Below are 21,878 nucleotides of genomic sequence, written 5' to 3' on the forward strand. Positions count from 1 at the left end.
CCGGTGGGAAATGTACGGGCAGGGATCTTCTCTGCCGTAGCAGCAGGAACGTGTTTTCAGCGTTCCACGGCGAAAAAGGAGCGACAACAATGCAGTTTTTCAGTACCAGAGACCAAAACCGCAAAGTGACTTCCTCGGAAGCGATCGCACAGGGCCTGTCCAACGAGGGCGGTCTGTTTGTCCCTGAAAGCTTTCCGCAGGTGGATGTGAAGGCGCTGTGTGAGCTGGATTACCCGGCTATGGCAGCTGCTGTCATCAAGGAATATCTGACCGACTATTCGCAGGATTTTCTGACGGAAGCGGCCCGCAAGACCTACGGCGATGCTTTCGGAGGCAAGGCCGGATACCTTGCTCCGGTGGAAGGGGACACCTATGCGCTGGAGCTGTGGCATGGCCCTACCTGTGCATTCAAGGATTACGCTCTGCAGCTGATGCCGAAGCTTCTGGTGGAAGCCAAAAAGAATCTGGGCCGCACGGAAAAGACCCTGATCCTTGTGGCGACCAGCGGCGATACCGGCAAGGCAGCTCTGGACGGCTACCATGATATCCCGGGTGTGGAGATCGCGGTGTTCTATCCCACGGGCGGCACCAGCGAGATCCAGCGTCTGCAGATGGCAACGCAGGAGGGTGCCAACGTGGCAGTCTACGCGGTGCGCGGCAACTTTGACGATGCCCAGACCGGTGTGAAGAAGGTCTTTGGCGATAAGGCCATCGCGGCCGAGCTGGCAAAACGGGATATCCGCCTGTCCAGCGCCAATTCCATCAACTGGGGCCGTCTGGTCCCGCAGATCGTCTACTACTTTGCCGCCTATGCCCAGCTGCTCAAGGCGGGCAGCATCGCCTTCGGCGATGAAGTGGATTTCTGCGTGCCCACCGGCAACTTCGGTGACATTCTGGCAGGCTACTATGCAAAGCGCATGGGCCTGCCCGTGGGTAAGCTGGTCTGCGCCTCCAACGAGAACAACGTCCTCACCGATTTCCTCACCACCGGCACCTACACCGCAAAGCGGGAGTTCTTCAAGACCACCTCGCCCAGCATGGACATTCTGGTGTCCTCCAATCTGGAACGCTTGCTGTACCATGTCACCGGCAGTGATGCCGAGGTGGCGGGCCTGATGAAGAGTCTGGCTGAGACCGGCAGCTACACGGTGCGTCCGGAGACGCTGGCCGCCATTCAGGAGAGCTTCTCCTGCGGCTGGAGCAGCGAGGAAGAAGTGGCAGGGGAGATCCGTGCCCGCTATGAGAAGGACAACTACCTGTGCGATACGCACACCGCAGTGGCCTTCCATGTGGCTGCACAGAAAAAGCGCGAAGGGGTGCCCATGGTGGTGCTGTCCACTGCGTCTCCCTTCAAGTTCCCGCGCAGCGTGCTGACGGCTCTGGGACAGTCTGCACCGGAAAATGATTTTGAAGCAATGCAGCAGCTGGAAGCAGCTACCGCGCATACCGCACCGGCAAGTCTTGCTGCGCTGCGCCAGAAGCCGGAGCGCTTCAGCACTGTGATCGAGCCTGCTCAGATCGCCGAAGTTGCGCTGGGCTATCAGGAATAATACATCCTGCTGCATTTTAGAACAGGAGTAAAAACATGGCACTTTTTGTGCTTGGCGATCCCCATCTTTCTCTGGGCGCTTCCAAGCCGATGGATATTTTTCCCGGCTGGAACGATTATGTGGAGCGTCTGGAAAAAAACTGGCGGAAGCTCATCAAACCGGAAGACACCATCGTGCTGGCAGGAGATATCAGCTGGGCCATGCGCCTGACCGATACCCGCAGGGACTTTGAATTTTTGCAGAGCCTGCCCGGACAGAAGATCATCATGAAGGGCAACCACGATTACTGGTGGTCCACTGCCAATAAGATGAACGCCTACCTCAAAGCAGAGGGGTTCGACACCCTGCACATCCTGCACAACAATTCCTACAGCGTAGAGGGCTATGCCATCTGCGGCACCCGGGGCTGGCTGTTTGATGTAGGCGAGGCCCATGATGAAAAGGTGATGAACCGCGAGATCGGACGGCTGCGCATGAGTCTGGATGCCGCCGAACCGGGACTGGAAAAGCTGGTGTTCCTGCACTATCCGCCGGTATACACCGGCACCAGTGCCCCGGAGATCGTAGCCACCTTAAAAGAATATGGCATCAGGACCTGCTTTTATGGCCATCTGCACGGCAACGCGATCCGATATGCGGTGCAGGGCGATGTGGACGGCATCCACTACAAGCTGGTAAGTGCGGATGGGCTGCGTTTCTGTCCATACCGCATCAACTGATCGTCCGGGACAGAGACGTTCTGACCGGGCAGAAGCTGCAGCAAGGGCAGAAATGATAAAAATTCACAATTTGGACTGGCAATTGTGTCCAAAGCGTGCTATAATAAGTTTTGACGCGATTGTTGCACCCAATTGAGCGCGCGCGTCCCCGCATGTTGCAAAAGCAAGTTCATTCAGGACGCAGTGCGCGGTTGCAAAGGGCAAAAATTTCCTGCCCCGAGCAATAGATTTTTTGAGTGGAGGAAAAACAAATGAATCTCATCAAGTGTGAAAAGCTCGAGAAGAGCATGGCAGAGCTGCAGTTCTCCATCGATGCAGAGGCTTTTAAGAAGGCCACTGCCGATGTTTTCAAGAAGGAAGGCAAGAAGTACGCTGTTCCCGGCTTCCGCAAGGGCAAGGCTCCCCGCAAGCTGATCGAGCAGATGTACGGTGCCGACGTCTTTACCTACGACGCCATCAACGAGCTGTTCCCCGAGGCTTTCGAGGCTGCTGTCAAGGAAGCAAACGTGGAGCCGGTCGGCCGTCCGGAGGTCACTGTTGACTCTGCTGACGAGACCAACGGTGTCACCCTGACCGTCAAGGTCGCTGTCAAGCCCGAAGTCAAGATCGGCAGCTACAACGGTCTGACGGTGGAAAAGACTGTCCATACTGTCTCTGACGAGGCTGTTGAGGCAGAGCTGAAGCGTGTGCAGGAGCGCAACGCCCGTGAGCTGACCCGTGAGGGTGCTGCTGAGAATGGCGATATCGCTGATATCGACTTCGAGGGCTTTGTGGACGGCGTCGCATTCGAGGGCGGCAAGGCTGAGCACTACAGCCTGACTCTGGGCAGCGGCAGCTTCATCCCCGGCTTTGAGGATCAGATCGTGGGCCACTCCGCTGGCGAAGAGTTCGACGTGAACGTCACCTTCCCCACCGAGTATCAGGCTGCTGAGCTGGCTGGCAAGGCTGCTGTGTTCAAGATCAAGCTGCACGAGGTCAAGTACAAGGAGCTGCCTGCTCTGGATGACGAGCTGGCAAAGGACTGCTCCGAGTACGACACTCTGGACGAGTTCAAGGCTTCCATCCGCAAGAACAATCAGGAGCAGCTGGACAAGCAGGACGACCTGGCTGTTGAGAATGCTCTGGTCGATCAGGTCATCGACAGCATGGAGGGCGAGATCCCTCAGGCAATGTACGATGAGCGCATGGACGAGATGGTCAACGACTTTGCATTCCGCGTGGAGCAGCAGGGTCTGCGTCTCGAGGACTACCTGAAGTATATGGGCCAGACTATGGAGCAGTTCCGCGCTTCCTTCATGCCGCAGGCTGAGAAGCAGGTCAAGATCCGTCTGGCTCTGGAGGCTGTTGCCGCTGCTGAGAACATCGAGGCTTCCGAGGAGGAAGTTTCCGCTGAGATCAAGCGCATCGCTGACCAGTATAAGATGGAAGAGGACAAGGTCCGTGAGCTGGTCAATGTTGACGACCTGAAGAAGGATCTGGCCATCAACAAGGCCATCGACTTCATCAAGAGCCACGCAAACATCGTGGAGAAGGCTGCTGAGGAAGAGAAGGCAGCAGACGCTGAGTAATCAGTCGGCTGCACTCCTTTGAAGCTGGCAGCGCGCTGCACGGTTTCAATCAAAGGTTGTAAAAATTGACCGATACGGCAGAACCGGCAGGGAAACCGTATCGGTCAATTTTGCAAATACTATATTCCATTTCAGGAGGCGAACTTTATGAGTTTTGTTCCTTACGTTGTAGAGCAGTCGTCCCACGGCGAGCGTTCCTACGATATTTTCTCCCGTCTGCTGAACGATCGTATCATCGTTCTGAGTGAGGATGTCAACGATACCACGGCCAGCCTTGTTGTGGCACAGCTGCTGTATCTGGAAGGGCAGGACCCGGATAAGGATATCAGCCTGTATATCAACAGCCCCGGCGGTTCCATCAGCGCCGGTATGGCCATCCACGATACCATGCAGTATATCAAGTGCGATGTTTCCACCATCTGCATGGGCATGGCTGCTTCCATGGGCGCTTTCCTGCTGGCAAGCGGTACCAAGGGCAAGCGCTTTGCACTGCCCAATGCGGAGATCATGATCCATCAGCCGCTGATCGCAGGCGGTCAGGGCGGCGGCCTGTCCGGCCAGACCACTGATATCAAGATCCACGCTGAACACATGGTGTATATCCGCGATAAGATGAACCGGATGCTCAGCGAGTACACGGGTCAGCCGCTGGAAAAGATCCAGCTGGATACCGAGCGCGATAACTATATGTCCGCACAGCAGGCAAAAGAATACGGCCTGATCGATGAGGTCATTGCCCATCGCTGAGCCGCTGACATTTAATTTACCCAGGATAAGGAAAAACAGCTATGGCAAATAACAATTCCGGCAGAGACAAAAATGAAAAGGATCTGGTCTGCAGCTTCTGCGGAAAGCATCAGGACGAAGTGGAGCGCATGATCATCGGCCCCGGCGTCAACATCTGCAGCGAATGCATCGGCCTGTGCCACGATCTGCTTTCCGATAAGCCGGATCAGCCCAAAAGCGCACGCCCGGCACGGGGCGGTGCAAACCGCGCACACATCCAGCCCGCAGACGGTCTGGATATCAACATCCTGACCCCGGCCGAGATCAAGGAAGGTCTGGACCAGTATGTGATCGGTCAGGACGAGGCAAAGCGTGTGCTGGCTGTCTCGGTCTACAACCATTACAAGCGCATCCTCAGCGGCAAGGGCGGCGACGTGGAGCTGCAGAAGTCCAATGTGCTGCTGCTGGGCCCCTCCGGCGTGGGCAAGACCCTGCTGGCGCAGACTCTGGCCAAGATGCTGGGCGTTCCGTTCGCCATTGCCGACGCCACGACCCTGACCGAGGCCGGCTATGTGGGCGAGGATGTGGAGAACATCCTGCTCAAGCTCATTCAGGCAGCGGACTTCGATGTGCAGAAGGCACAGATCGGCATCATCTATATCGATGAGATCGACAAGATCACCCGCAAGAGCGAGAACCCCTCCATCACCCGCGATGTGGGCGGTGAAGGCGTGCAGCAGGCCCTGCTGAAGATCCTTGAGGGAACTGTGAGCAATGTTCCTCCGCAGGGCGGCCGCAAGCACCCGCAGCAGGAGTTCATCCAGATCGACACCACCAATATCCTGTTCATCTGCGGCGGTGCATTTGACGGTCTGGACAAGTATATCCTGCGCCGCACGGATAAGTCCGCGCTGGGCTTTGGCAGCAGCCTGAAGGATAACTCCAGCGAAGCCGAGCGCGCTTTGCTGCGCAAGGTGGAACCCCACGATCTGGTCAAGTTTGGCCTGATCCCGGAGCTGATCGGCCGTCTGCCGGTCATTACCGTGCTGGATGATCTGGACGAGGATGCTCTGGTGCGTGTGCTCAAGGAGCCGCGCAACAGTCTGGTCAAGCAGTACAAAGAACTTCTGGGCATGGATAATGTGGAGCTGGAATTCACCGATGAAGCACTGCATGCCATTGCCCGCAAGACCATTGAGCGCAAGACCGGTGCCCGCGGCCTGCGCAGCGTGATGGAAGGCATCCTGCTGCCCATCATGTATGATGTGCCCACAGATGCTACCATCATCCGTGTGACCGTGGATGAAGACACTGTGGAGGGCGGAGAAGCCCATCTGGAATACGGTGCGGTGCGCAAACGCTACAAAAACCAAGCCTCTCTGAGCTGACGCTTCGGCGCACAGCAGGGGAGTGAAAGCCCTGTTTTAAAAGCTTTTTGCTTTTAGCAGGGCTTTTTGCTTTAATATTCTTGTTTCCGGGCCGAAAATGTACTATAATATTAAGGTCTGGATGCAGCACGGAGCCTGTTCCCTGGCAGGAAGGCTCCCGCGGATGCAGCGCCAGCGCAATGGGTAACAGGAAGTACGATAAAGGAGTGTGTTTCCAATGGCAAATTATCTTGCAATGAACCGTGATGAACTCACTGCTGAAAAGGCAGCGCTTGAAGCAAAGTACAAGGAATTTCAGGCCAAGGGCCTCAAGCTGAATATGGCCCGCGGCAAGCCCGGCCCTCACCAGATGGATCTGGCCATGGACCTGCTGAAGATGAACGATTACACCACCGATGCCGGCACGGATGCCCGCAACTATGGTGAGCTGGAAGGTCTGCAGGAAGCCCGTGTGCTGTTCGCGGATGTATTCGGCGTGCAGCCCGGCGAGGTGTTCGTGGGCGGCAACTCCAGCCTGCAGCTGATGTACAACCTCATCAACATCGGCTATGTGTTTGGTTTCCCGGAGTCTCCGTGCCCCTGGTCTCAGGTGGAGAAGCGCAAGTTCCTCTGCCCGGTGCCCGGCTATGACCGTCACTTTGCCATCACCGAGGAGTTTGGCTTTGAACTCATCAGTGTGCCGATGACCCCCAACGGCCCGGACATGGATATTGTGGAAAAGCTGGTGGCCGAGGATGCCGATATCAAGGGCATCTGGTGCGTGCCGCAGTATTCTAACCCCGATGGCTACACCTACAGCGATGAGACCATCGAGCGTTTTGCGAAGATGAAGACCGCTGCGCCTGATTTCAAGATCTTCTGGGATGAGGCCTATATCGTCCATCATCTCACTGATGAGATCATCGAGACTCCGGTGCTGTTGAACGAGAGCAAGAAGTATGGCAACGAGGATCGTGTGTTCATGTTCACCTCCACCAGCAAGATCACCTTCCCGGGCGCAGGCGTCTCTGCCATTGCCTGCAGTGAGAGCAGCATGAAGTATATGTGCAAGCGCTTCTCGGTCATGATCATCAGCTACGACAAGATGAACCAGCTGCGCCATGTCCGCTTCCTGAAGAACAAGGAAGGCGTTCTGGCCCACATGGCAAAGCATCGCCGTCGTCTGGTGCCCTGCTTCGATGCCGTCAAGACGGCATTCAAGAACAACCTCATTCCCTGCGGCGACATTGCCCACTGGACAGACCCCAAGGGCGGCTACTTCATCAGCCTGTATGTGATGCCCGGCTGTGCAAAGCGCGTGGCAGGTCTGTGCAAGGATGCGGGCCTGACCCTGACCGGTGCCGGTTCTGCCTATCCCTACCACAAGGATCCTCAGGATTCTCACCTGCGCATTGCACCTACCTATCCCAGTCTGGACGAGGTAGAAATGGCGTCCGAACTGCTGTGTGTCTGCGTGCGTCTGGCGGTCGTGGAAAAGCTGCTGGCTGATAAGGCGGACTAAGATCTAACGATTCCTGATTTTATCTCCTCTGTGCGGCTCGCTTGAGCCGTCAGGGGAGTTTTGTCGCAGGAAAGCCGGCATGACGGCTGCCCTGCGGAAGAAAGACGGCCCGCAGAAGGCGGGTCTGTACCAGAATACGGGCAGCGGCTGTCTGTGCCGCTGCTTTTGGAGGTTCCCTGAATTTTATGAAAACAAAAGGCAAAGCATGGCATCTTGTCGCCGCAGTGCTGCTGATCGCAGTGTTCGTCTACACTGCCTTCTTCGGCGTATATGCCAAGTACGGCGATACGACCACGACCTACATCAAGGGCGCAAAGGATATCCGCTTCGGTGTGGATATCAAGGGCGGCGTAAACGTCACCTTTGTGCCGTCGGATGGCTACGATGCCACCGAAGAACAGTTGGAGGCCGCGCAGCTTGTAATTGAGAACCGTCTGGTCGCTTTGAACGTGACCGACTATGAGCTGTATGTGGACAACACCTCCGACAGCCTGATCCTCGAGTTTCCGTGGCAGTCCGGTGAGACGGATTTTGACCCGGAAGCGGCGATCGACGAGATCGGCACCACCGCGTACCTCACCTTCCGGGAGGGCAGCAGTGCCGACGGTGAGCTGATTTTGGACGGCTCCATGATCGAGAGTGCCGCAGCCCAGTATGGCCCTGTGACCAGCGGGGGTGCATCGGAGTATTTCGTCTCTCTGAAATTTACGGACGACGGTGCCAAGGCATTCGGTGATGCGACCACCCGGCTGGCCGCGTCCAAGGGCACCATCAGCATCTGGCTGGATGACGAAAACGTGAGCACCGCAACCGTGAACACTGCGATCACCGATGGCTCTGCCATCATCACCAGTTCGGCATCCAATCCCTTCACGCAGGAGCAGGTCGTCAAGATGGCCCGCCAGATCAACTCCGGCGCACTGCCCTTTGCGCTGACTGTGGACAGTTACTCTACCGTCAGCCCCAGTCTGGGCGAAAACAGCCTGAGCGCCATGGTGCTGGCCGGTCTGATCGCATTTGCGCTGATCGTGGTATTTATGACCATCCTGTACCGCCTGCCGGGCTTTTTGGCCTGCATGGCACTGGCCGGTCAGGTGGCGGCAACGCTGGCGTTTGTGTCCGGCTATTTCCCGGTGTTTGAAAGCTTCACCATGACCCTGCCCGGTATCGCCGGCATTATTCTGGCCATCGGCATGGGTGTGGATGCCAACGTTATCACCGCAGAGCGCATCAAGGAAGAGCTGAAAAACGGCAAGTCTCTGGACGGTGCACTCAAGAGCGGCTTTGCCCGCGGCCTGACGCCGATCATTGACGGCAATGTGACCATCGTTATCGTGGCGATTGTGCTGATGGGTGCCTTCGGCCCCTCGGACGGCCTGTTTGCCAAGGCACTGCACTTTGTATTCTTTGCCTTTGGCCCGTCCACTGCCGGTACGATCTATGCTTTCGGCTATACGCTGCTCACCGGCGTGCTGCTGAACTTTGTGTTTGGCGTGTTTGCTACCCGTGTGATGATCCGCGGCGCAGCTTCCATTAAGGCACTGCGCAACCCCTGGCTTTACGGCGCTGAAAAGCCCGGCAAGGAAACGGCAGAAAAGAAGCCCATCGATTTTGTGGGCCTGCGCAAGCGCTTCCTGACCATTTCCACCTGCCTGATGGCAGCCATCGTGCTGTGCGCTGTGGTGTTCGGCGTCCATCTGGATACCGAGTTCACCGGCGGTGCCATGATCACCCTGAGCTACGAGGGCAGCTTTACCACGGCGGATGTGCAGAAAACGGCTTCCGCTGCACTGGACAGCACCGGCCTGACCCTGCAGACCGGCGAGAACGTTGCCACCGGCGACCAGACCTTGAAAATTTCCATGCCCGGCACCGAGACGGTGACCACGGAACAGGTGGCCGACCTGCTGGACAGCCTGAACGAGAGCTATCCGGAAAACCACTTTGAGCAGCTGTCCCTGAGCAATGTCAGCGCTGCCATGGGCATCAAGTTCCTGCAGAAGAGTCTGGTGGCTGTGGTGTTCGCGCTGGTGCTGATCCTGCTGTACATTGCCCTGCGCTTCAAGAACATCGGCGGCCTGACCGGCGGCATGATGGCAGTGCTGGCATTGGTGAACGACCTGATGGTGGTGTTTGGCACCTTTGTGCTACTGCGCACTCCGCTGGACGGCAATTTCATTGCAGCCATGCTGACCATTCTGGGCTACTCCATCAATGATACCGTTGTGGTCTACGACCGTATCCGTGAAAACCGCACCCTGATGGGCAAGAAAGCCTCGTTTGAAGAGCTGGTCAACCGCTCGGTCAATCAGTCTGCACGCCGCACCCTCATCACCACCATTACCACGGTAATGGCACTGGGTGTTATGTGTGTCGTGGCAAAGCTATACGGTCTGGACAGCATCTTTACCTTTGCGTTCCCGCTGATGATGGGCATGATCAGCGGTGTGTATACTTCGCTGTGCGTTTCCACCTCTGCGTGGGTGCTGTGGAGCGAGCGCAAGCCCAAGACCAAAGCATAAAAAACACGGCCCGGTCAGACCGGACAGGAGGAACAGAACATGAAATGTCCCTATTGCGGAGCTGAGGAATCCAAAGTGATCGACTCCCGCCCCACTGAAGACAGCGAACGCATCCGCCGCCGCCGCGAATGTCTCAGCTGCCACATGCGTTTTACGACCTATGAGGTCGTGGAGACTGTTCCGCTTGTGGTCATCAAAAAGGACAGCTCCCGGGAACCCTTTGACCGGCAGAAGCTGCTCAATGCCATGGTGCGTGCCTGCGCCAAGCGCCCGGTCAGCTATGAGTCGTTGGAGCGGGCGGTCAGCAGCATTGAGCAGACCCTGCTCAGCTCCTACGACCGTGAGATCCCCAGTGTACGCATTGGTGAGCTGACCATGCAGGAGCTGAAAAAGATCGACGAGGTGGCGTATGTCCGCTTTGCCTCCGTCTATCGTCAGTTCGCGGATGTGGAGAGCTTTTTCAATGAGCTGCAAAAGCTGATGGGCGACCGCAGGGAACCACAGAAATAACAGAATAGACCCCATGAGCACCGGAGCTGTGTCCGAACAGGCACAGTTCCGGTGCTTTTGTCATACCAGCCGATGGGAGAGCCATTCCAGCGTTTCCACCTGTACCTGTGCGCGCCGCAGCTCACCAAAGGCTTCCTCGGGAGCATTCATTTCCAGATGGCCGTCCGCAGCGCGCAGGGCGGCTTCCAGTTCGGTAAAATCTGCAGTGCGCAGCAGGTGATTCATGCTTGTCCGCATCTGGTCGCACCGGGCGGCACCATCGGCAAGGGCCTGTCGCGCAGCAGGATGATCCGCATTGCGGATGGCCTCGGCAGCTGCGTCAAGGTCTGCCGAGATCACTTCGGCAAAGCTTTGCACCTTCCAGCTGCTGTAAAAAGCCACACCCAGCAGCACGGCCACAATGGCGATACAGGCATAGATCCGCTTCATCCGCTCACCTCACCGGGAACCGCTTCCATGGCGGTCCTCTTTTTTTAACAGAAAATAGTCTTCGGTCTCGCTGCCGATCAACAGCAGGATCTCCTCGGGCAGCAGGGTGTTGGCCTGTGCAGTCCGCTCCAGCCATTCGCGGTCTTTGCCGCACCAGCGCAGATTGTCCTCCAGCACCTGACCGTCCAGCACAAAGGGGATGATCGCGTTGGCATGGTTTACCTTGATCTGCAGATCAGAAAGGCGGACAGGCTCTTTCTCCGGCCGCAGGGCCGCCGAGAGGGTCCCGTTTGTTTCGATCACGGCGTAGGAGACCTCACGCGGGTCAAAGATGTTTTTGCCGCGCAGCGCCTCCATCAGATCGGCGGTGGTCAGGCGCAGCATCCGCAGAGCATTCTGGTCGATCTTTCCATCCAGAATGACCGTTTTGGGCCTGCCGGATAGAAAATTGAAGAATTTCTGGCTGCGGAAGCTCAGCACAGAACCCAGCAGTTCCAGTGCCGCAATAAGGAACAGGGGAATGAGGCTGGATGTGATGGGCACCTCTTCCGATTCGATGGAGATGGACGCCAGATTGGAAATGAGGATGGTGGACACCAGCTCTTCCGGCTGCAGTTCGCCCAGCTGGCGTTTGCCCATCAGCCGCATGGCAAACAGAACGCATAGATAAATGATGATGGTTCGGCAGATCAGAAGCTTCAAAAAACAAGACCTCCTGTCGGTTGCAAAGGGAATGGAATGTGCATCATACGGGCATACTGCTGTGCAAAGGAGTGGACATGGATGCAGCAGTTATCACAGAACCTCTTGGCAAATCTAGCGGCACTGGACCGGATGTTTGGCCCTTCTGCGGATTATTATGCCAAAGAGATCACGATTTATCATTGCAAAGCCGTCATTCTTTTGTTTGACGGCATGGCCAGTCTGGATTCGCTCTGGACGCTTTTGCTGGATGCGGCCAGCCGCCAGGCCCCGCCGGTGCAGCCCGGACAGTGCTGCACCGGGATGCAGGCATACGAGCTGATCCTGCACGACTCGGCTTTTCCGGCAGAGAATGCGCCGGTAGAGGATATGGACGAGCTGACCAAACGGCTGACAGCAGGCATGGCAGTGCTGCTTCTGGACGGCTGCGCAAAGGGCATTGCATTCTCGGTGCAGGGGCTCAAGTTCCGCTCGGTGGGCGAACCCTCGGGCGAGGGCAATCTGCGCGGTTCCCGTGAGGGCTTTGCCGATCTGCTGCGGGTCAACCTGAGCCTGCTGCGGCGGCTCATCCGCAGCGAACAGCTGGTACAGGAAGCGGCACAGGCAAACACCGGAATGCGGACGGAATATGCCATCTGCTACTGTAAAAACAAAGCAGACCCTGCCATGGTGCAGCGTGTGCGCAAAATGCTTGCGGCGGCAAAGCCGGAGCTTCTGCTGGATTCCAGCTACTTTGTACCGTGGCTGCTGCCGGGCAAGGCGCGGCTGTTCACGCCGGTGAGCTATACCGAGCGGCCCGCCGTGGCGGCAGCAAAGCTCTGTGAGGGAAAAATCGTGGTTCTGGTCAATGGCAGCCCTTCCGCCATGGTGCTTCCGGCCCTCTTCTGCGAAAACTTTGAATGTCTGGATGATTATGCATCTACTGCAGTGTTTTCCTCTTTTCTGCGCGTCCTGAAATATATTTCGTTTTATCTGACCGTATTTCTGCCGGGGGTGTTCGTGTGTCTGGCGGTCTATCTGCCGGAGCTGATCCCGCCGCAGCTGCTGTACAGGATCGAAGCGGCAGAAAAGGCAACGCCGCTGCCGCTGTTTGCAGAGATGCTGCTGGTCATGCTTATTCTGGAAGTCATCCGGGAAGCGGGTCTGCGGATGCCTCAGTCGCTGGGGCACTCGGTCAGTCTGGTGTCGGCCCTCATCATTGGGGATGCCGCCATTGCCACCGGGCTTATGAGCACGCCGGTGATCTTTGTGGCAAGCATCACGGCCATTGCGGTGTTCGTCACGCCCTCTTTGTACGAGCCTGCGACGCTGCTGCGTCTGGGTGTGGTGCTGGCTGCAGGTCTTGCCGGGCCGGTGGGTCTTGCGGGGGCTTTTTTTGCGTTTCTGCTCAGCCTATCCGGCACGGCCTGTCTGCAGGTGCCGTATCTGGCGGCGCATCCGTTTCCGCAGCGGCCCATGGCAGAGGATGGCGTGATCCGCCGCAACTACCGCCGCCTTTCGCAGAAGGGCTTTAACATTTGGCAAAGACGGGAGGAAAAGGAATGCAAGGGCAGAAGAAACTCTCTTTTTCCGCACTGGCGCTGAGTGTATGGACGGCAGCTCTGGCAGAGAGCCTTGAACCGGGCGTTTCCCTGCGCGGGATGCTTCTTTATGGAGTGTTCGGGGCACTGTTGCTGACCGGGATCAGCGCGGTGCTGTATGTCTGCTGGCAGCAGACGGCGGTGCGGCAGGTCTGGATTTTTGCTGCGGTCCTCGGGCTTCTGGCAGAGGCGTTCAGGACGGCAATGCAGGCGCAGAACGTCTGTCGGCAGGAGTTTCATTCCATGGCAATGCTCGGTCTGCTCCCGCTGCTGCTCTGGGCGGGATGCCGCATTCCGCTTTCCGGCTGGGATGCCCCGGCAAGGGTGCTGTGGTGGTTCGTGCTGCTGGGGGAGGGACTCTGTCTGGCAGGCATTGCAGGCCAGATGGAGTGGTCCCATCTGCTGGAACCGGATGCGGTGCAGCTGGCCCGGCTGCCGCGTGTGCCACTGTACGCGGAGTATCTGCTCTGGCCCCTTCTGATAGAAGAACCTGCGCCGCGCCGCGTTCTTTTTCTGCCGTGGCTGACCTTTTTGGCACAGGTGTGTCTTGCCGGCGGCATCTGCCTTGTGTTTGGCGGAACGGACTATCCGGAGCAGGAATTGCTGCGTGCATGGAGCGTGGGCATCTTCTCACGTATGGATGCGCTTCTGCTTCTGATCTGGCTTACCTGCGCTGTTTTCCGCATCGGATTCCTCTGCGCAGCGGCAGGTGAGCTGTGGAAAAAAGCCACAAACCGCAGGAAAGGAGCAGCAGGATGAGGCGGCGGCTCCGGCATTCAATCGGCACGTTTTTGCTGGTAGGCTGGTGCCTGCTGTTTCTCCGCTGCGAGACCACGGAGAAAAGCATGGTAAGAGCACTCTATCTTGCACAAAACGAGGCAACGGTGACAGTCGGGCTTTTGTATCAGGCACCGGAAGCATCTGCGGATGCATCCGAAGCATCGGCTGCAATGCAGATGCGGCTGGCCGAAGAAAGTACGCTGGAAAAGGCACTTTCGTCCGTGCAAAAAAAGCTGCCGCAGAAGGCAGACTACCGCCTGTGCGACTTTCTCATAATCAGTGAGAACACCTCAGAAGAACTGCTTTCTGCCTATGAGTCCATCGTTCTGGAAAGCGGACGGGGGCGTGCGGCGGCAAAAGCTTCCATCCTTGCAGTTTCCACGGAGGAACTGGAAAAACAGCTTGAAGCTGCAGAAGGGCTTCCGGACAGACTCCTGAATGAATTGAAGCAGGAATCGGGCCGGATGCCGCGCCTGTACCAGCATCGGGATGGAATGTTCTGGCCGCAGCTTACCTTGCAAGATGAGGAGCTTTCCGCTGCCGGAACCAGTGTTTTCCGGAAAGGGGAGCAGCGCATCAAGCTGGACGCCCAGCAGACGGCAGTGGTTCAGCTTCTGTCCGGGATGTACGGGACGCATACGCTTTGGCTTGCAGAAGAACCGGTAACGATCCGCCGGTGCAGCGTTTCGTTCACGTTAAAAGGAGAATCGGTGCGCCTGCATCTGGACTGCCAGCGTGGAGATGAGACCCTGCAGCCCGATGCCGCACAGTGCGCTCAGCTGGCCCGGCTGTGCACACAGACCGTGCAAAGCTTCTGGCAGCAGGGAATAGACCTTGTGCATCTGCAGCAGCGCAGCGCGTTGCAGTATGGTGTGGGCAGGGAGAAGATCACAATAAAAAACGACTGTCCGCAATTACAGACAGTCGTGAGATTTTTACCGGAATAGCGCAGAAGCTTCTGCTTCTCAGTTTGCAGTGGGGAAAATGACGGTAATGGTGGTGCCCACATCCACCTGACTTTCCAGCTTGATGCGGGCGCCATGGATCAGTGCAATATGCTTGACGATCGCCAGTCCCAGACCGGTGCCGCCGGTCGCTTTGCTGCGGCTCTTGTCTACGCGGTAGAAGCGCTCAAACACGCTGGTTTGTGCTTCTTTCGGAATGCCGATGCCATTGTCCGTCACAGTCAGGGTACAATGGCCGTCCCGATTGCAGGCAGTGGTGATCTGCACTTTTCCACCGGGCCGGTTGTAGCGGATGGCGTTATCACACAGGTTCTGGCACAGCTCATCCAGCAGGGGCCGGTTGCCGTGTACAAGAGCGCTCTCCCCCAGACAGGTCAGCGAGATATAAGCCCGGCGGGCATTCAGCTTCTGACGCTCCACGCACTCCTTTGCAACGTTCAGCAGATCGACCGTTTCCATTTCGGGCTCCGAGCCGGTCTCGCTTGCGTTGTCCAGACTGGAGAGCTGAAGGATATCATTGACCAGCTGGATCATGCGGCTGGCTTCCACATGGATCTTCTGCGCAAAGCCCGGCACATCCTCCGGCTTTGCAATGCCGGTCTCAATGAGCTCGGCGTAGCCGGAAATGCTGGTCAGAGGGGTCTTGAGTTCATGGCTGACGTTGGCGGTGAATTCCTGCCGCATCTTCTCATTGTTTTCGCGCAGGATGCGGTCGGAATGGATGCTCTCTGCAAAGGGGATCAGTTCTTTATAGGGCACATTGTCCTGAATATGGTCAAGGTCTTCGGTCATGCTCAGCACCGGCTGCACCAGCGCACGCGTCAGCAGGGTGGCCAGCACAGCGGCAGCCAGCATCAGCGCAACACAGCTCAGCACGATGGCGGGAATGGAGGAATCGTAGATAGACCACACCGTTTCGGCGTCCTGTGCAGTGCGCAGGATCTCGCCGTTCGGCAGCAGCACTGCATAATAGTAGGTCTCATATCCCATGGTTTGCGAGTCCCGGATATCCCGGCCGATGCCGCCGGCCATAGCCTGCCGGATCTCCGGCCGGGAAAGATGGTTTTCCATGGGCTGATCCGTGGCGGATTCAAACAGCACGCTGCCATCCTGCGAGATCAGAGTGATGCGCAGATCATTGGAAACAAAAGAAGTAAGCTGCTGCGGATCCTGCACCAGATCGTATCCGGCACTGACCAGTTCCGCCTCCCGCTCAAGGCCGGTCCATGCCTGTGCAGTAAAGGCTTTATGAAACACAAAGATACACAGTGCCGCTGTAAACAACAGACCAAAGAAACCCATCAGAAACAGTCGGTAGCTGATCTTTTCTTCCATGCTGCGCAGCTTCATTCTTCACCGGCCTCCTCTTCATCGGTCAGCTTGTAACCTACCTTGCGCACAGTGCAGATGTATTTGCCGGCATCCCCCAGCTTTTTGCGCAGGGTGCGGATATGCATATCCACAGTACGGCTCTCCACCGAAATGTCGGTGCCCCACACCACCTGCAGAATGGTCTCGCGTGTCACCACCAGATTGGTGTTCTCCAGCAGCAAACGCAGCAGACTGTACTCCTTGTAGGTCAGCTCTACCGGCGTTCCGCTCACAGTCACGTTGTGACGGGCATTGTCCAGCAGGATCTCGTGAAAGCTGAGCACATTGGGACGTGCTTCCGGAGCCGAGCGGCGCAGGGCAGCACGCACCCGGCTCAGAAACTCCATGATGCCAAAGGGCTTTGTGATGTAATCATCTGCGCCGCAGTCCAGCCCGCGCACCGTGTCCAGCTCGCTGGACTTGGCCGTGACCATGATGATGGGCAGCCGCCGCAGGGAAGGGGTGTTGCGCAGCTTTTTCAGGATGGAGAAGCCGTCCTCACCGGGCAGCATCACGTCCAGGATCACCAGCTCCGGCTCTGCAGCGTGCATGGCCTGCCAGAAGGGCTCCGAGCTCTCAAAGCTGGCCACCTCGTATCCGCTGGACTGCAGGGCATACTGCTCCAGCTCCCGGATGGCGGCATCGTCTTCCACAATATAGATCATTTGTCAAAATCCTCCGCAGACTGATTTTCAGGGAAAAGATAGCGCTCACGGTAACGGTCCAAACGACGATGAAATTCCTCGCTTTCCTTGGTGTCACTGCCGTGACGCAGCTCGTTGAGGTAAGCGTGGGTATCAAAACTGTCCTGTGCGACCTCGATCTGTGCAACGGCAACATTGCTGCAGTGGTCGCACACGCGCTCATAGTTGGTCAGCAGGTCATCCAGAACAAAGCCGTACTCGATGGAGCAGTTGCCGGCCTGCAGGCGGGCGATATGATGGGCTTTGATGGCGCGCACCAGCTCGTTGACCACGGCTTCCAGCGGTTCCACCTTGCTGGCAAGGTGCAGGTCGCCTTTATGGAAGGCATCGGTGGTGCGGTTCAGGATGTCCTGCACGGCATCTTCCAGCACCTGCAGCTCGTCCCGGGCATCCTGCGAGAACTGGATGTCTTTGGTGTGCATCTCCTCGGCGGATTCCAGCAGGTTTACGGAATGGTCGCTGATGCGCTCAAAATCGCTGATGGTGTGCAGCAGGGTGTTCACGCTCTGGCTGTCGGTGTGGTTCAGCTCACGGCTGGAAAGCTTGACAAGGTAGGTGCCGAGGGCGTCCTCGTAACGGTCTACCTGCGTCTCTTCATCGCGGACCTTCTGCGCAAGTGTGTCGTTCCACTCATGGGTCAGGCTCATGGCCTGCATCACGCCCACACGGGCAAGCTCTGCCATCTCAGCCGTAGCAGAGCGGGCACGTTCCACAGCCACGGCAGGGGTGTTCAGCAGGCGGTCATCCAGCAGCGCAAAGCTTTCCTTTTCCGGCGAATCCGGAATGGTGAGGATGGCCAGCTTTTCCAGCAGGCTTGCAAAGGGCAGCAGCACCAGCGTTGCCACGATATTGAACACCGAGTGCACCACAGCGATGCCCCATGCCTCGATGGTGGTGTTCACAAAAGCAAAGTGGCAGACCGTATTCAGACCGTAAAAGCCGACAAGGAAGATGCTTACACCGATGATGTTGAAGTACAGATGGACCATGGCAGCACGGCGTGCATTCTTGTTGGCGCCCACAGAGGAGATCAACGCGGTGACACAGGTGCCAATGTTCTGGCCCATGATGATGGGAATGGCACTGCCGTAGGTGATGACGCCGGTGGCGCTCAATGCCTGCAGGATGCCGACGCTGGCGCTGGAGCTCTGGATGATGCCGGTGACAAGGGCACCGACCAGAACGCCCAGAAGGGGGTTGGAGAAGCGGGTGAACAGGCTGGTGAACCATGCCTCGTTCTGCAGGGGCAGGACGGCGTTGGACATGGCAGTCATGCCGGTCATCAGCACAGCAAAGCCGATGAGGATGGTGCCGACGCCCTTTTTCTTCTCACTCTTACACATATACAGCAAAATGCCGATAAATGCAAGCAAAGGACTGAAAGAAGTGGGTTTGAGCAGATTGATGAGGAGACTGTCACCCTGCAGGCCGGAAAGGCTCAGGATCCAGCTGGTGACGGTGGTGCCCACATTGCTGCCCATGATAACGCCAATGGCCTGATGCAGTTCCATGATGCCGCTGTTGACAAAGCCGACCACCATCACGGTGGTAGCGCTGGAACTCTGGATCACAGCGGTGACGCACAGGCCAAGGAAAAAACCCTTGAGGGGGTTATCGGTCAGCTTGCTCAGGATCTTCTGCAGCTGGCCGCCGGCCTGCTTTTCCAGGGCCTTGCCCATGATGTCCATGCCGAACAAAAACAGGGCAAGGCCGCCAAGCAGGGAAAAGACATTGAAAATGGTCATAAAGATTTCCTCACTTTTGATTTCAGAAGCTGCTTTCACCCGCAGCGCACACCGCCGGAACGGAGGCGCTCTGCTTACAGAAAGAGCATCCTGCGTGTTTTGATGGTTCTCTCCTGTCTGAGAGTATACTGTTGCAATGTAAAATCCAAAATCCGCGGAATGTAAAATCCGTGTAAAAGTAAGAAAAATGTAAAAATAAAGTGTATGGACACGCTGCTGTGCAGGTTTCTTTCTGGCAAAGGAAAAAGAAAGAGCGGCTGTATTGTTTTTTAGGAATCATTCTATTATAATAAAAGGAAAGAATGCTGTGCCCGCCCGGCGGAATGGCGGTGCTGCACGGCAAAAGGGAGCACAGGAGGAAACAAGAATGGGCACATTCAATGTCTCGCTCAAAACGCTGACCGACCGTGTCAGTATGGAAGTTGTCTATACGCCAAAGGAACTGGATCAGATCTGTGTGGAGATCGCCGAGGTCAACCGTCCCGGTCTGTTTCTGGCGGGTTATTACGATTATTTTGATAAGCTGCGCCTGCAGATCATGGGTCTGGCAGAGATGAATTTTCTGTCCGGCCTTTCGGCCGAAAAACGCTACGAAGCACTGGATCAGCTGTTTCGTCAGCAGCCGCCGGCTGTTATCGTCTGCCGCAGCGAGGAACTGACTCCCTTCCCGGAAATGCAGGAACTGGCCCAGAAGCATGGCGTAGCACTGCTGCGCTCCAACGAGACGACCTGTACGCTGATGGGCAGCCTGATCAGTGTACTCAATCTGGAACTGGCTCCCCGCATCACCCGGCACGGCGTGCTGGTGGAGGTGTATGGCGAGGGCATCCTGATTTTGGGCGACAGCGGCATCGGCAAAAGTGAGCTTGCCATCGAGCTGGTCAAGCGCGGCCACCGTCTGGTAGCAGACGATGCTGTGGAGCTGCGCAAGGTGTCCAACCGCCAGATCATGGGCACCGCACCGGAAAATATCCGCCACTTTATTGAGCTGCGAGGCATTGGCATCGTCAATGTGGCCCGTGTGTACGGTGTTGGTGCGGTCAAACTGAGCGAAAGTCTGGACCTTGTTGTTCAGCTGGAGACATGGGACCCCACCAAAAACTACCAGCGCACCGGTCTGGAAAACGAGTACTACGATATTCTGGGCGTCAGCATCCCCAGCACCAGCATTCCGGTCTCGCCGGGCCGCAATCTGGCTGTCGTGCTGGAAACTGCCGCCATCAACAACCGCCAGAAAAAGATGGGCTACAATGCAGCGCGTGAGCTGCTGATCCGTCTGGGTCTGGATGACAAAATGGACTGATTTAGGAGTTATCCACTATGGAACGATTCAAACAGAAGCTGCTGCAGGCAGGCATCCCGTTCCGGGAGAACGAGCCGCTTGCGGCACACTGTACCTTTAAGATCGGCGGCCCTGCACAGCTGTTCGTGCAGCCGCAGACGGAACAGCAGCTTTGCAGTGCGGTAGCGCTGTGCAAAGAGCAGGCTGTCCGTTATTATCTGCTGGGCAACGGCAGCAATATCCTGTTTGCGGACGAGGGTTTTGCCGGTGTGGTGATCGACATTTCTGCACTGGGCAGCGATATTGCCGTTGAAGGTAATATGCTGACAGCCGGTGCGGGCGTCCGGCTTGCAGCCCTGTGCAGGGCTGCGCTGGAACACGGCCTGTCCGGTCTGGAATTTGCCTACGGCATCCCCGGCACGGTGGGCGGTGCAGTGTATATGAATGCGGGTGCCTATGGCGGCGAAATGAAGGATGTCCTCACCGTGGTGCGGTATCTGACCGCAGAAGGAGAGGTCGTACAGGCATCGGCAGCAGAGCTGGATCTGAGCTACCGCCACAGCATTTTTGAAGAAAATGGCGGCTGCATCCTTTCGGCGCAGTTTGCGCTGCAGCCCGGGAACGCAGCGGACATCCGTGCAAAAATGGATGAACTGATGGCAAAGCGTGTGGACAAGCAGCCGCTGGATAAGCCCAGCGCCGGCAGCACCTTCAAGCGCCCGGCAGGTGCTTTTGCAGCTGCACTCATCGACCAGTGCGGCCTGCGCGGTTTCCGTCACGGCGGTGCCGCCGTCAGCGACAAGCACTGCGGCTTTGTGGTCAACCTCGGCGGTGCCACCTGTGCCGATGTGCTGGCTCTCTGCGATGAGGTTCGTGCCATCGTGAAGGAAAAGACCGGCTATGAACTGGAAAAAGAGATCCGTGTTGTGAAATAAAAACATTGGCCAAGATAAAAGGAGCGGGATATCAATTATGGAGCTGTTGATCGTCAGCGGACTTTCCGGTGCAGGCAAATCGGTCGCCATGAATGCACTGGAGGATATCGGCTTTTTCTGCATCGATAATGTTCCGGCCGGACTGCTGCCCAGCATCACTGCGTTCTCGGAAGCAGGCGACAGCCAGCTGGAGCGGGTGGCACTTTCTATGGATGTGCGCGGCTGCCGCACCAGCGAGGAGATCGAGCAGGCGCTTCATAAACTGGACGAGCAGGGGATCCTGTATAAGGTCCTGTTTCTGGATGCCCCGGATGATGTGCTCATGCGCCGCTACAGCGAGACCCGCCGCCGTCATCCCATCAGCATTTCGGAGGGCATTTCCACGCGGGAGGCCTTTGCAAAGGAACGCAAGATTTTGAAGCCGCTGCAGGAGCGTGCGGACTATACCATCAATACGGCACTGCTCTCCACTGCGCAGAACAAGGAGCGCATCTGCGACCTGTTCGTGAAAAATGGCGGAGCAAAAAGTGCAATGCGCCTGACCGTGATGTCCTTTGGTTTCAAGTTTGGCATTCCGCCGGAAGCAGACCTTGTGCTGGACGTGCGCTGCCTGCCCAATCCTTTCTATGTCCCGGAGCTCAAGCACAAGACGGGACTGGATCAGGAAGTGGTGGACTTTGTCATGTCGCACCCGGAAGCGCAGGAGCTGCTCAAGCGCTACGAAAGCTTTTTGCAGTATGCACTGCCGCTTTACGTCAAGGAGGGCAAAAGCCAGCTGACCATTGCGGTGGGATGTACCGGCGGCAAGCACCGCTCCATTACATTTGCGCGTAAGATCGCGGAGTATTGCGCGGCACTCGGCTACGAGCCGGGCGTGCAGCATCGTGATGCCATGCGTTGA

At 57.1% G+C, this 21,878-nt stretch carries 19 protein-coding genes; 14 read left to right on the plus strand and 5 right to left on the minus strand.

Annotated elements, in window-relative coordinates; translation table 11 throughout:
- Window positions 1-89: 89 nt before the first annotated feature.
- The 8 genes from thrC to nrdR all read left to right on the plus strand — a co-directional run bounded on the left by thrC (window position 90) and on the right by nrdR (window position 10,484).
- Window positions 90-1,550 (plus strand): threonine synthase, encoded by a 1,461-nt coding sequence (gene thrC, locus ACNSPV_RS09885; protein WP_348583546.1) that lies wholly within the window; start codon window positions 90-92, stop codon window positions 1,548-1,550.
- 35 nt (window positions 1,551-1,585) lie between these two features.
- Window positions 1,586-2,269, plus strand: a complete 684-nt coding sequence (locus tag ACNSPV_RS09890; RefSeq protein ID WP_348583545.1) for a metallophosphoesterase — start codon at window positions 1,586-1,588, stop codon at window positions 2,267-2,269.
- Between the two features lie 251 nt (window positions 2,270-2,520).
- Complete coding sequence (gene tig, locus ACNSPV_RS09895) at window positions 2,521-3,837, plus strand: trigger factor (protein WP_348583544.1); 1,317 nt, start codon at window positions 2,521-2,523, stop codon at window positions 3,835-3,837.
- Window positions 3,838-3,984: 147 nt separating this feature from the next.
- Entirely contained in the window at window positions 3,985-4,584 is a 600-nt protein-coding gene (clpP, locus tag ACNSPV_RS09900; RefSeq protein ID WP_249238679.1) for an ATP-dependent Clp endopeptidase proteolytic subunit ClpP, read from the plus strand.
- Between the two features lie 41 nt (window positions 4,585-4,625).
- Window positions 4,626-5,951 (plus strand): ATP-dependent Clp protease ATP-binding subunit ClpX, encoded by a 1,326-nt coding sequence (gene clpX, locus ACNSPV_RS09905; protein ID WP_249238680.1) that lies wholly within the window; start codon window positions 4,626-4,628, stop codon window positions 5,949-5,951.
- Between the two features lie 217 nt (window positions 5,952-6,168).
- A complete protein-coding gene (locus tag ACNSPV_RS09910; RefSeq protein WP_249238681.1) occupies window positions 6,169-7,452 on the plus strand; it encodes an aminotransferase in 1,284 nt (427 codons plus the stop codon).
- A gap of 185 nt (window positions 7,453-7,637) precedes the next feature.
- Window positions 7,638-9,974 carry a protein translocase subunit SecF gene (gene secF, locus ACNSPV_RS09915; protein ID WP_348583543.1) on the plus strand — a complete coding sequence of 779 codons (2,337 nt, stop codon included), beginning with the start codon at window positions 7,638-7,640 and terminating at the stop codon, window positions 9,972-9,974.
- Window positions 9,975-10,013: 39 nt separating this feature from the next.
- Window positions 10,014-10,484 (plus strand): transcriptional regulator NrdR, encoded by a 471-nt coding sequence (nrdR, locus tag ACNSPV_RS09920; RefSeq protein WP_249238683.1) that lies wholly within the window; start codon window positions 10,014-10,016, stop codon window positions 10,482-10,484.
- A gap of 60 nt (window positions 10,485-10,544) precedes the next feature.
- Here the strand turns inward: nrdR and ACNSPV_RS09925 are convergent, their stop codons facing one another.
- Both ACNSPV_RS09925 and ACNSPV_RS09930 read right to left on the minus strand, forming a co-directional pair.
- Window positions 10,545-10,913: a DUF4363 family protein gene (locus tag ACNSPV_RS09925; protein WP_249238684.1), complete on the minus strand. Its 369-nt coding sequence runs from the start codon at window positions 10,911-10,913 to the stop codon at window positions 10,545-10,547.
- 9 nt (window positions 10,914-10,922) lie between these two features.
- Window positions 10,923-11,615, minus strand: coding sequence for a DUF421 domain-containing protein (locus ACNSPV_RS09930; RefSeq protein WP_348583542.1), 693 nt, complete (start codon window positions 11,613-11,615; stop codon window positions 10,923-10,925).
- An 81-nt stretch (window positions 11,616-11,696) separates the two neighbouring features.
- Here ACNSPV_RS09930 and ACNSPV_RS09935 point away from each other — a divergent pair, with 81 nt between their 5' ends.
- The 3 genes from ACNSPV_RS09935 to ACNSPV_RS09945 all read left to right on the plus strand — a co-directional run bounded on the left by ACNSPV_RS09935 (window position 11,697) and on the right by ACNSPV_RS09945 (window position 14,922).
- Entirely contained in the window at window positions 11,697-13,199 is a 1,503-nt protein-coding gene (locus tag ACNSPV_RS09935; RefSeq protein WP_348583541.1) for a spore germination protein, read from the plus strand.
- Entirely contained in the window at window positions 13,157-13,954 is a 798-nt protein-coding gene (locus tag ACNSPV_RS09940; protein WP_348583540.1) for a hypothetical protein, read from the plus strand. The genes ACNSPV_RS09935 and ACNSPV_RS09940 overlap by 43 nt, the downstream gene beginning before the upstream one ends.
- Window positions 13,955-14,040: 86 nt before the next feature.
- A complete protein-coding gene (locus ACNSPV_RS09945) occupies window positions 14,041-14,922 on the plus strand; it encodes a hypothetical protein (protein ID WP_348583539.1) in 882 nt (293 codons plus the stop codon).
- A gap of 18 nt (window positions 14,923-14,940) precedes the next feature.
- Here the strand turns inward: ACNSPV_RS09945 and ACNSPV_RS09950 are convergent, their stop codons facing one another.
- The 3 genes from ACNSPV_RS09950 to ACNSPV_RS09960 are packed head-to-tail and all read right to left on the minus strand — an operon-like array spanning window position 14,941 to window position 18,760.
- Window positions 14,941-16,290 (minus strand): sensor histidine kinase, encoded by a 1,350-nt coding sequence (locus ACNSPV_RS09950; protein WP_348583538.1) that lies wholly within the window; start codon window positions 16,288-16,290, stop codon window positions 14,941-14,943.
- Complete coding sequence (locus tag ACNSPV_RS09955) at window positions 16,287-16,976, minus strand: response regulator transcription factor (protein ID WP_249238690.1); 690 nt, start codon at window positions 16,974-16,976, stop codon at window positions 16,287-16,289. The genes ACNSPV_RS09950 and ACNSPV_RS09955 overlap by 4 nt, the downstream gene beginning before the upstream one ends.
- Window positions 16,973-18,760: a Na/Pi cotransporter family protein gene (locus tag ACNSPV_RS09960; protein ID WP_249238691.1), complete on the minus strand. Its 1,788-nt coding sequence runs from the start codon at window positions 18,758-18,760 to the stop codon at window positions 16,973-16,975. The genes ACNSPV_RS09955 and ACNSPV_RS09960 overlap by 4 nt, the downstream gene beginning before the upstream one ends.
- Window positions 18,761-19,127: 367 nt before the next feature.
- Here ACNSPV_RS09960 and hprK point away from each other — a divergent pair, with 367 nt between their 5' ends.
- From hprK to rapZ, 3 genes are read left to right on the plus strand one after another with little or no spacing between them, the layout of a single operon-like run.
- Window positions 19,128-20,063, plus strand: coding sequence for an HPr(Ser) kinase/phosphatase (hprK, locus tag ACNSPV_RS09965; RefSeq protein WP_249236580.1), 936 nt, complete (start codon window positions 19,128-19,130; stop codon window positions 20,061-20,063).
- A gap of 17 nt (window positions 20,064-20,080) precedes the next feature.
- Window positions 20,081-20,977, plus strand: a complete 897-nt coding sequence (gene murB, locus ACNSPV_RS09970) for a UDP-N-acetylmuramate dehydrogenase (RefSeq protein ID WP_249236581.1) — start codon at window positions 20,081-20,083, stop codon at window positions 20,975-20,977.
- Between the two features lie 37 nt (window positions 20,978-21,014).
- On the plus strand, window positions 21,015-21,878 hold the full coding sequence (rapZ, locus tag ACNSPV_RS09975; protein WP_348583537.1) for an RNase adapter RapZ: 864 nt from the start codon (window positions 21,015-21,017) through the stop codon (window positions 21,876-21,878).

Source organism: Faecalibacterium sp. 3, from assembly GCF_048323735.1.
Taxonomy (GTDB): domain Bacteria; phylum Bacillota; class Clostridia; order Oscillospirales; family Ruminococcaceae; genus Faecalibacterium; species Faecalibacterium wellingii.